9 protein-coding genes are annotated in these 10,190 nt (G+C 42.3%); 6 read left to right on the top strand and 3 right to left on the bottom strand.

Going from position 1 to position 10,190, the window contains the following annotated elements:
- Positions 1 to 79 precede the first annotated feature (79 nt).
- The 4 genes from VFM80_RS02535 (at position 80) to VFM80_RS02520 (ending at position 4,941) form a co-directional block, all read left to right on the top strand.
- Complete coding sequence (locus VFM80_RS02535) at positions 80 to 964, top strand: hypothetical protein (protein ID WP_395069235.1); 885 nt, start codon at positions 80 to 82, stop codon at positions 962 to 964.
- Between the two features lie 2 nt (positions 965 to 966).
- A complete protein-coding gene (locus VFM80_RS02530) occupies positions 967 to 1,746 on the top strand; it encodes an enoyl-CoA hydratase/isomerase family protein (protein WP_395069233.1) in 780 nt (259 codons plus the stop codon).
- Between the two features lie 88 nt (positions 1,747 to 1,834).
- Positions 1,835 to 3,112 (top strand): hemolysin family protein, encoded by a 1,278-nt coding sequence (locus tag VFM80_RS02525; protein ID WP_395069231.1) that lies wholly within the window; start codon positions 1,835 to 1,837, stop codon positions 3,110 to 3,112.
- A 116-nt stretch (positions 3,113 to 3,228) separates the two neighbouring features.
- Positions 3,229 to 4,941: an ATP-binding protein gene (locus tag VFM80_RS02520; RefSeq protein WP_395069229.1), complete on the top strand. Its 1,713-nt coding sequence runs from the start codon at positions 3,229 to 3,231 to the stop codon at positions 4,939 to 4,941.
- A gap of 47 nt (positions 4,942 to 4,988) precedes the next feature.
- On the opposite strand, the gene VFM80_RS02515 is transcribed toward VFM80_RS02520, so the two are convergent.
- Positions 4,989 to 6,083, bottom strand: coding sequence for a 6-phosphofructokinase (locus VFM80_RS02515; RefSeq protein WP_395069227.1), 1,095 nt, complete (start codon positions 6,081 to 6,083; stop codon positions 4,989 to 4,991).
- Positions 6,084 to 6,254: 171 nt separating this feature from the next.
- Here VFM80_RS02515 and VFM80_RS02510 point away from each other — a divergent pair, with 171 nt between their 5' ends.
- On the top strand, positions 6,255 to 6,902 hold the full coding sequence (locus VFM80_RS02510) for an SDR family oxidoreductase (protein WP_395069225.1): 648 nt from the start codon (positions 6,255 to 6,257) through the stop codon (positions 6,900 to 6,902).
- 82 nt (positions 6,903 to 6,984) lie between these two features.
- Here the strand turns inward: VFM80_RS02510 and azu are convergent, their stop codons facing one another.
- The gene (gene azu / locus VFM80_RS02505; RefSeq protein ID WP_395069223.1) at positions 6,985 to 7,425 is read right to left on the bottom strand and encodes an azurin; all 441 of its coding nucleotides are present in this window, start codon (positions 7,423 to 7,425) and stop codon (positions 6,985 to 6,987) included.
- Positions 7,426 to 7,789: 364 nt separating this feature from the next.
- Between azu and VFM80_RS02500 the strand changes: the two genes are divergently transcribed.
- Positions 7,790 to 9,064: a DEAD/DEAH box helicase gene (locus VFM80_RS02500; RefSeq protein ID WP_395069221.1), complete on the top strand. Its 1,275-nt coding sequence runs from the start codon at positions 7,790 to 7,792 to the stop codon at positions 9,062 to 9,064.
- A gap of 51 nt (positions 9,065 to 9,115) precedes the next feature.
- Here the strand turns inward: VFM80_RS02500 and VFM80_RS02495 are convergent.
- The coding region (locus tag VFM80_RS02495) for a GAF domain-containing sensor histidine kinase (protein WP_395069219.1) at positions 9,116 to 10,190 on the bottom strand (1,075 nt) is incomplete at its 5' end.

The following is a 10,190-nucleotide window of genomic DNA, read 5'->3' as shown; positions in this document are numbered from 1 at the left end:
ACGAAATTCGCACTGAGAAAACAATTGGCAATAAAAAGCCAACATCAGAAAGCACAGATAATTCATCAGAAACTGAATCATGAGTGACGAATTAAATATCAATTACACCCGCGAAGCCTTCATGAATCCCATTAATCTGGGCGTTTTGTTGGTGGCTACGCTTACGGCCTTTTTTATGACCGGATTGGGTGATTTTTCGAGCCTGTTACTTACCACCGTATTTGGTTTGGAGCTGATGTATTTGGGGATAGTGCCAAAGTTACCTCGTTTTCGTAAAAAGCTGGAGCTGAAAAAGATCAAAGAACGCCACGCAGCTAATAACGAAAAAGAACTCTTTCAGTCGCTGGACAACAAATCCCAAAAACGTTTCTTGGTGCTAAAACATCTTGCCAAATTGGTTCAGGAAAATTTTGAGAAACTGCCATACAGTTCTCAGGGCCTGTTGGATAACATCGGTAAAAAAATTGATGAGCTTTTAGGGAATTACCTGACCTTACTCGATCTGATCAAGCGCTATGAAGTATATTTGAATACCTCCCTTGAAAGCAATTTAAAAGAAGAGGTTGTGCGACAGATCGAAGAGATTAAAACGCTGGAATCGGAAAAGCTGAAACGCACAAAAGCACGACGTGTTGCCATTATGCAGAAGAGGCTGAAGAAATTTACGGTAGCAAAAGAGAAATATTTAGTTTGTGAGACCCATCTTGAAACCATCGAAGATGCCGTCAGATACATCTACGAGCAGTCTATGACCATGAGTAACCCTGAAGAGATCGGCTTTCAACTCGATAACCTGTTGACTGAAGTAGAAGAAACTTCGCAATTGATTGATGACTTAGATCAGGATATTTTACCTGAGTACACCACCGAGTGGGAAAACGATCTGGATTTTGATTCCATTTTGGATGAACTCTCGACGGATGTAGAAACGGAAATTAAACCCGCTAAGAAAGTCAAAGAATAAATATGGATCAGTCTTATGAAACCCTGCTTCTGAATGTTGATGAAGCCGGCATCTGTACGCTAACTATTAATCGACCTGACAAACTTAACGCTCTCAATAATCAGGTTTTAGAAGAATTGGACGAGGCTGTTGATTCTATTAAAGAGAACTATAAGATAAGGGGAGTCGTAATAACCGGTGCCGGAGAAAAAGCCTTTGTTGCCGGGGCCGATATTAAAGAACTGAGCTCTCTAGATCCTGTTTCAGGAGAGAGGGTTTCCAAAAAAGGTCAGGCTGTTTTTCAAAAAATTGAAGACCTGACCATTCCTGTGATCGCTGCTGTCAATGGATATGCTCTGGGCGGCGGGTGTGAACTGGCTATGGCGTGTCATTTACGAATTGCTTCCACAAATGCAGCATTGGGATTACCTGAAGTGAGCCTGGGTTTGATTCCCGGATATGGTGGCACCCAGCGTTTAACCGAGTTGGTTGGCCGAGCCAAAGCCCTGGAATTCATTATGACGGGTCGTCAGGTGAAAGCAGAGGAAGCTTACGAAGTCGGATTGGTAAATCAGGTTACGGAACATTCTGCTGTTGATGAAGCAAAATCTATGCTTACCAAGATCATGAAACAGGGGCCGATTGCTATAAAAAATGCTCTTTTAGCAGTGGAAGAGGCCGGATCTGCCAAAGGGTTTGAGTCTGAAGCAAGACTATTTGGAGAATTGTGCGGTACTGCTGATTTTAAAGAGGGAACCGGCGCTTTTCTTGCAAAAAGAAAACCCAATTTTTCCGGTAAATAAGAACTAATATTTGTTGAATGAAAGACGAACCTCCATCGGGTAGCACATCATTATATTTATTCTCAGCTAACTTAGCAGGGTTAATCATATGATCGAGTTTTTTCTGATTGTAACTACCATACTGCTAAGTGCTTTCTTTTCCGGTTCAGAAATTGCTTTTGTGACAGCCAATAAACTTAAGCTGGAAGTAGCCTCTCGTAGAAATAGTTTTTTGGGGAACTCTATTGAGTTTTTCACCCGAAAACCAGAGACTTTCCTGACTACTACACTTGTCGGGAATAATATTGTGAATGTCCTTTACGCGACCTTCATGGCAATCTTCTTAGTAGAACCAATACAGGTTTATTCGGAGGCCTGGTTTGGGGTGGTACCTACTGAATTACAAGTACTGCTGATTCAGACAATGATTGCAGCTATTGTTATTATGATCTTTGGGGAAATTCTTCCCAAGGCAATATTCAGGGCGCTTGCTGATAATATGATAGCAGTGATATCGGTCCCTTTAAGATTCGCTTATTATTTATTCAGGCCGTTCATAGAGATATCAAAAGGATCATCCAATATTTTGATCCGTTTATTGGTAAAGGATGCTGAAGTTCCTGAGAATTACTATCGCCGTCAAGATGTAGAAATGATCTTCAAGGAACTGCGTGACGGTGGAGGAAGTGAAGATATAGATGAAGATGACTCTGAGATATTACATAATATTCTTGAGCTTTCTAACATGCGGGTAAAGGATTCAATGATCCCCCGTATTGAGATCGAAGCCGTAGAAAAAGATACATCGATCGAAGAGGTGCTCAACATGTTTATCCAGTCTGGACATTCCAAGCTTCCTGTTTACCGTGATTCGATTGATGATGTAATAGGGGTGGTTTTTGCTCATGATTTCTTTCATGGACCCAAATCACTTAATGAGATCATTCGTCCGGTCAAACTGGTTCCGTCAAGTAAAAAGTCCAATGACCTGCTGACCGAATTTCGTCAGTCTAACATGTCTGTAGCCATTGTTCTTGATGAGTATGGCGGAACATCCGGAATGGTTACCATAGAAGATCTGCTGGAAGAGGTGGTAGGTGATATTCAGGATGAGTACGATGTTGATGATGAGATCATGAAGCGATTATCCGAAAATACCTATGTAGTCAGCGGAAATGTCGAAATTGAAGAGCTGTCCCAAAAATTTGAAGAAATTACCTTACCATTGGAACCTTCGGAGTACGATACCGTAGCGGGATTAATAATTAATCATTTAGGGCGCATTCCGAAAGTAAATGAGGAAGTGATAATTGAGGGTAAGAAGTTTATTATCAGCAAGGCCACTCCAAGCAGAATTGAAACGGTTAAGCTCATATTGATAGAGTAAGCTATCAGCCTTCAGACTTCAGCTTTCAGTAAAAATCAGAATTACTGAAAGCTGAGAGCTAAAGTCTGATAGCTATCTGTTAATTAACAATTAGTCGGAAATAAGAAAAACATATCATGTTCGATCACTATCCAAAATGGTCCCAGGAATTTGCTCGGAAATATCTCAGCAGAACCATCAATCAATTTATTCTGCATGGTAACGTGCACGATCTTGTATCACTGAAAACAGAAAAGGGTGCTGAATTCAATCGGCTTAAATCTTTTCTTTCTGAGGAGTTTTTTGGTGCCCGTGATTTTGTGGTTTTTTACGATCGAGCTTCCGGTATCTATTTCAGGGATAAAGAGTCTCAGGCTGATTTCAACCAGGCTATTGCCGGACGGGATAGTTTAGTGGGAACTGATTATGCCAATAAAATGCCTAAAGATCCGGTTAGGGTGATGTCACTTTTGGAGCAATATTTTCGGCTTCGCCTCGATCAAAAGAAGAGTATTGGGTTGATCATTGATTATGCCGAGACTATTGTTCCAATGAGCGATGCAGCTTCCATTGGGAATGAAGACCGGACTTCTCTTGTGTATTTATCCAGATGGGCGCATGACCCCATGTTTCTGGCTGCAGATTTCACCACGGTGCTCATTACTGAAAACCTTGCAGACCTGAATAAGACGATTGTTCAAAATCCTTATACAACGGATATTAAAATTAATATCCCCGGTGAGAAAGAGCGTTTAGATTTCATCAAGTTTGAAACAGCTAACGATACTTGGAAGGATATTTCTTCCGTAAAATCCGAGATCATTGCTCAGCAAACGGCCGGATTGAATTTTGTAAACATCCGCAGCGTACTTTCTCATGCAAGGGAAAACAAAGAAAAAATTACTTTTGAAGGATTATCAGAAGCGAAAAAAGAGCTGATCGAAGCGGAAGCGTACGGTTTGCTGGAGTTTGTGGAAACACAATATTCTCTGGATAATGTAGCCGGACATACTCATGTGAAAAAGCATTTACGGCAGGCGGTGAAAGCCCTTAAAGCCGGCCGGCAGGATGTGATGCCGATGGGCTACTTGGTTTGCGGTCCGGTAGGAACCGGGAAGACTTTTATGGTAACTTGTTTTGCAAGTGAAGTTGGAATCCCAATGGTTAAGCTGAAGAACTTCCGCAGTCAGTGGCAGGGAGTGACGGAAGGAAACCTTGAGAAGATCCTCTCTCTGCTCAAAGCCATGTCGCCTGTGGCGGTCATGATTGATGAAGCGGATGCTTACCTTGGTGACCGTGATGCAAGCGGGGACAGCGGCGTTTCAAGCCGGGTGTTCTCGCAGATCGCCACCTTTATGAGTGATACTGCCAATCGGGGGCGTATTGTCTGGTTCTTGATGACCGCTCGCCCGGACCTCATGCCTGTGGATCTAAAAAGACAGGGAAGGGCAGAAGAGCATTTGGCACTATTCCCGCCTTATACCAAAGAAGAACGTGTGGAACTTTTTGAGGCCATGGCTAAGAAGACCGGCCTTAAAATGACGGAAGAATATATTCCTGTGATGATCGAAAAAGGTGAAAAAACTTTCTCCGGCGCTGATATGGAAGCCGCTTTGACACGAGCAAAGTTCAGGGCTGCTGCTGAAGGTAAAGTACAGGTCACTCCGGAAATACTCGACCTGTCTTTGGAAGATTTCCTTCCGCCAACTTACCCCGAAGAGATCGAACTGCAAACATTGAGTGCGGTTATAGAATGTACATCCAAAGAATTATTACCGGAACGCTATCGTGATATGGACAGGGATGAGATATTATCAACTATTGAAGAATTGAAGTTCAGAGTAGGGTAAGAACATCGACCAAGGAACATCCAATATCGAATTATGAACGGTTTGATTTAGTCTCCGAAACTGATACCAACACCTTTGGCGGTTTGAACGAGAAATCCATTGGGATCCACGAGATTTTGTCCTTTGGTTGCTTGTTCCAGCGAAACGGAGGTAATTTCATGATCCAGGAAAGAAACCATCCGGCCATACTCTCCATTGATGGCCATTTCCATGGCTTTTACTCCAAATTGAGTAGCAAGTACCCGGTCGTAGGCAACAGGGATTCCTCCCCTTTGTAAATGCCCGAGCACCATTTCCCGGATGTCGTTTTCAAATCCGGCTTTTTTCAATTGGTCCGAAAGCTGATAAGCAACACCGCCTAATCGCACATTTCGGTAACCGACTTCATCACTTTCCCTGGCCACGATCGTTCCTTCTTTTGGTTTTGCCCCTTCGGCGATCACAATAATAGCGAATCCTTTTCCGGCTTCGTAACGGCTATTTAACCGTTCCATAACCCTATTAATGTCATAAGGAATTTCCGGGATAAGGCAGACTTCAGCTCCTCCGCCTATGGCAGAATGTAGAGCGATCCAGCCGGCACCGCGTCCCATAACTTCCAGTATCATCAATCTGTGGTGACTAGCTGCCGTAGTTACCAGTTTATCAACAGCATCGGTGGCAATATCCACGGCTGTCTGGAATCCAAAAGTGTAGTCGGTGGAGGCAAGGTCGTTGTCAATGGTTTTTGGTACACCGATCACATTTAACCCTTTTTTATGCAGTTTGTAGCTGATCTTCTGGGAACCGTCACCACCGATATTTATAACGACCTCAAACCTCTCTCTTTTTAGATAGTCGATCATATCATCAGAGCGGTCTTCGGTGGTCCAGGAGCCGTCTTCTCTTTTTATGGGCCAACTAAACGGCCCGCCTTTGTTGGTGGTTTGCAGAATTGTACCCCCTTTGGCGTGAATGCCCGCTACTTTTTCATCATCAAGACGAATGATCTCTTTTGGCGAACGTAATACCCCATTGAAGGCTTCCATGCTTCCATATACTTCCCAATTTTTGGTTTGATCGGCTCGTTTCACAATGGCCCGGATCACGGCATTCAGTCCCGGGCAGTCTCCGCCTCCGGTAGTTACAAGTACTTTAGGCATATTCTTTTGATCTTGATTAATAAGTATCCAAAAGTATTACATATCGGACACTTTGATAAATTTTTCTTTGGTGGATGATAGAGAGGAAGTATTCAGTTAATTCTCCTGAGAGAAACGAATTATTGGTTAGCTTTTTTATATAAATAAACATCAATAAGAAATATAGCAGATATGAATGTATTAGTAATAGGAGCCAACGGACAAATAGGAACCCGGTTAGTTAGAAAACTCAAGGAAGCCGGACATGACCCGAAGGCCATGGTTCGAAAAGAAGAGCAGATCAGTCAGTTTAAGAATGAAGGAATTGATACGGTATTGGCTGATCTGGAAGAGGATTTCAGTCATGCATACAACGGGGTGGATGCTGTAGTGTTTACGGCGGGTTCCGGCGGGGATACTCCAAAATCACAAACTCAGATGATCGATCGAGATGGAGCCATAAAAGCGATTGACGAAGCCGAAAAAGCCGGGGTAAACCGTTTTGTGATGGTGAGTGCTTTAAAGGCAAACCGGGATGAGGATTCATGGTCAGAAGCTATGCAGCACTATTACGAAGCCAAATCAGCGGCAGATGATCACCTCCGAAATACGGACCTTGATTTTACAGTGCTTATGCCCGGGAGATTGACCAATGAGCCCGGGACAGGGAAAGTGGAACTTTCAGAATACATAGAAGATATTGAAGGGAGAAACATCACCAGAGATGATGTGGCAGCAGTGATCACCGAAATGATAGACAGTCCTGTAACCTTTGGCAAAAGCCTGGAGCTGCTACAGGGAGAAACTTCAATCAAAGAAGCGATCTCCGGCATTTCATGAACATAAAAAACCCCGGAACTGATCATAGAACCGGGGTTGTTTGGGGTATAAATAAGTAGTTCAGTTGTGCAACTAACTACTACTATTCAACAATAAATTTACCTTTCATCATGCCGTAATGACCGGGGAAACTGCAGATGAAGTCGTAGGTTCCGGCTTCAGGTGCTGTAAATTCAATAGTTGTTTCCTGTCCGCCACCGATCAATTTTGTATGTACAATTACATTATCTGTGCCTTCAGGAATGTACTCGTTGTTCGCAAATTTTGAAGCTGCTGAACCAAACTCTTGAATATCGGTTCCCTGAGTCAGTAGTACCCAGTTATGGCCCATGGCTGCTTTTGGAAGCTTACCAACGTGCTTAAGGGTTAATACTACTGTTTGACCTGCTTCAACTTTGATCTCACTCGTGTCGAACTGCATGCGGTCGTTGCTTTCAACGGTGATCTCAACTTTGTCTTGAGCCATTACAGTTGTTGTGAAAGCCAGTGTAAATATGGTTAGGATGGATAATAGGAGTCTCATAATGATGGTTTTTTATTTTGGGTTTTAAGCGAAACCGACCTCGATATTTCGGATACGCTTGTCTTAAATGTTTTGTTCGCCCACAAGATCACCAACTAATGTGAATATTTTGTGAAGTTCACTGAGAAAATTTTTACTCTGTGGAATTAGTAAGAATATATTTACAAAAACCGATCAGTTAAAAAATGAAGAAAATCAATTGAGGGGTTTTAAGTACCGCAGGCATAGGGACCGAGCATGTGATTCCGGAATAAGATGAGTAACTGAATTCACGTCCTTAAATACTTCAGCAATTAAATGTGTATCTTAAAGCTCACTTTTCTTAGCCTGGCTTAGATCCGGGCTTTTTCATTTAATACCCTATATGTCTTTTAAATCACTGTACCTCAGTACGTCTATCCTGAAATCTTTGGAAGAGGAAGGATACACTCACCCCACCCCCATTCAATCTCAAGCCATACCCATTGCTCTTAAAGGCACCGATGTGCTGGGATGTGCACAAACCGGAACAGGTAAAACAGCTGCGTTTGCCATCCCCATCTTACAATTATTAAGTGCGGATAAATCCGGCCAACAGCGCAAAATTCGCAGCTTGATCGTTACACCCACCCGTGAGTTGGCCATTCAAATTGATGAAAGTTTTCAGAGCTACGGCCGTTACACAGATCTGAATACCGCTGTGGTATTTGGCGGGGTGAATCAGAAGAGTCAGGTTAAGAAACTGAAGCGGGGAGTAGATATTCTCACCGCTACGCCTGGCCGTTTACTGGACTTGATGAACCAAGGATTTATTTCCCTTTCAGATGTAGAAATTTTTGTATTGGATGAAGCCGATCGCATGTTGGATATGGGATTCATTCACGACATAAAGAAGTTGCTGAAAGCTCTTCCAAACAAACGCCAAACACTGTTTTTCTCTGCGACGATGCCGTCTGAGATTGTAAAGCTGTCAAGATCAATTCTCAACAACCCGGTAAAAGTAGAAGTTACTCCCGAATCTTCAACCGTAGATGTTATTGAGCAGGGCATCTACTTTGTGGACAAAGGGAATAAAAAGAATTTACTGGTAGATGTGTTACAAGAAGCTGGTTCAAAATCGGCATTGGTTTTTACAAGGACAAAACACGGAGCCAATAAAGTGGTGAAATTGCTTAATAGCCAAAATATTCAGGCGGAGGCTATTCATGGGAATAAATCACAAACTGCCCGACAACGGGCACTTGGGAACTTCAAAGACCAGGTGACAAGAGTCCTGGTTGCCACCGACATTGCTGCTCGCGGTATTGATGTAGATGAATTGCAGTATGTGATCAATTATGAGATCCCTAATGTTCCAGAAACCTATGTCCATAGGATAGGACGAACCGGAAGGGCGGGCCTAGATGGCACAGCACTGTCGTTTTGTGATGCACAGGAAAAGGCTTATTTGCGGGATATTGAGAAACTAATCGGTCAAGAAATTCCCGTTATAGACGAGCATAAATATCCATTAATCGATCATAATCCGACTCCTCCCGAAAAGCAAAAACACCGCCCATCCAGAAAACACAAAAGCGAGAAAAGAAAGACAAGCAATGGTGGTAAACCTAAGAGCAATAACAAAAATAGAAGAAGAAAAGGTTCTGGAAACAGAGGGTAAGAGAGAAGGGTGTATTTAGAATAATAATGAACGGAAGAAGCTTATAATAAGCTAATCCAAAGGAATATGGACTGTAATACTTGAACCTTTGTCAGGTTCGGAATCTATCTTTAATTTTCCGTGCAAAGATTCTGTTAAATACTGAGCTAATTGAAATCCTAATCCAAATCCCCATTCATCTTTGGTGCCGGCTGTACTCCTGGCATTACCACTCATCATTTCCTGGATCTGATCTTTAGTCATTCCAACCCCGGTATCGCGGATCTCTGCCTGAAGAGTATTCTCAGGTTCTTTGTCAATTTTTAGATAAACAGTTACAGAACCTTTTTCAGGAGTGAATTTGATGGAGTTAGAGATGAGATTGCCAAAAATTTGAAGCAATTTTTGTTTTGGGAAAGTGATCTCCTGGTTGCTATTTTCGATTTCGACCGAATATTCAATGGATTTACTCAATGCCGGGGGTTGGTAAAGATCTATAAGTTTATTTTGAAGGATCTCTAGTGTTAATTCACTGGAAGAAACCTTTTCGAAATTGGTTCCTTCTTTATAGTTATTGAGAATTTCATCAGCCAGATCGAGTACCGAACGTCCTCCTTTATTGATGAGCTCCAAAAGCTGCATAAATTCTTCCATTTTACTTTCTTCGGCCTGATCGTGTAGTATTTCAGCAATACCAATAATACCGCCAATGGGTCCACGAATGTCATGACTTACTTTTCTCTGAATTTCTTTTAGCTCTTCTACATTGCTACGCATTAATTTGAGCTTGTGCTCATATTCAATGCGGATTATCACTTCTTTAGCAATGATCTTTAAAAATTCTTCTTTTTCAGGGGGAAGATCGTTTTTCTTGGTGTCCATTACACACATGGCACCTATCCTGGTACCATCAGGAGTGGTCAATGGTACACCATAATAGTAGCGAATAAGTGGATCCTCTGTTACATAATCCTTATCGCAGAAGCGTTTATCTTTGGTCATATCTTCTATTTCAAGGGGACTATCACTTAAAACCACATATTGGCAGGCAGTATCTTCCCTGGGAGTTTGAAGGATATCGAGTCCAAAATTAGAAACTGTCCATTGGGTATTTGCTTCCAAAAGGTTAACCAACGAGATAGGGGTT

Source organism: Gracilimonas sp. (genome assembly GCF_035704785.1).
In the GTDB taxonomy this organism is placed as follows: Bacteria; Bacteroidota; Rhodothermia; order Balneolales; family Balneolaceae; genus Gracilimonas.
The sequence above is the reverse complement of the archived record's forward strand: the minus strand, read 5'-3'. Positions and strand labels throughout refer to the sequence as shown.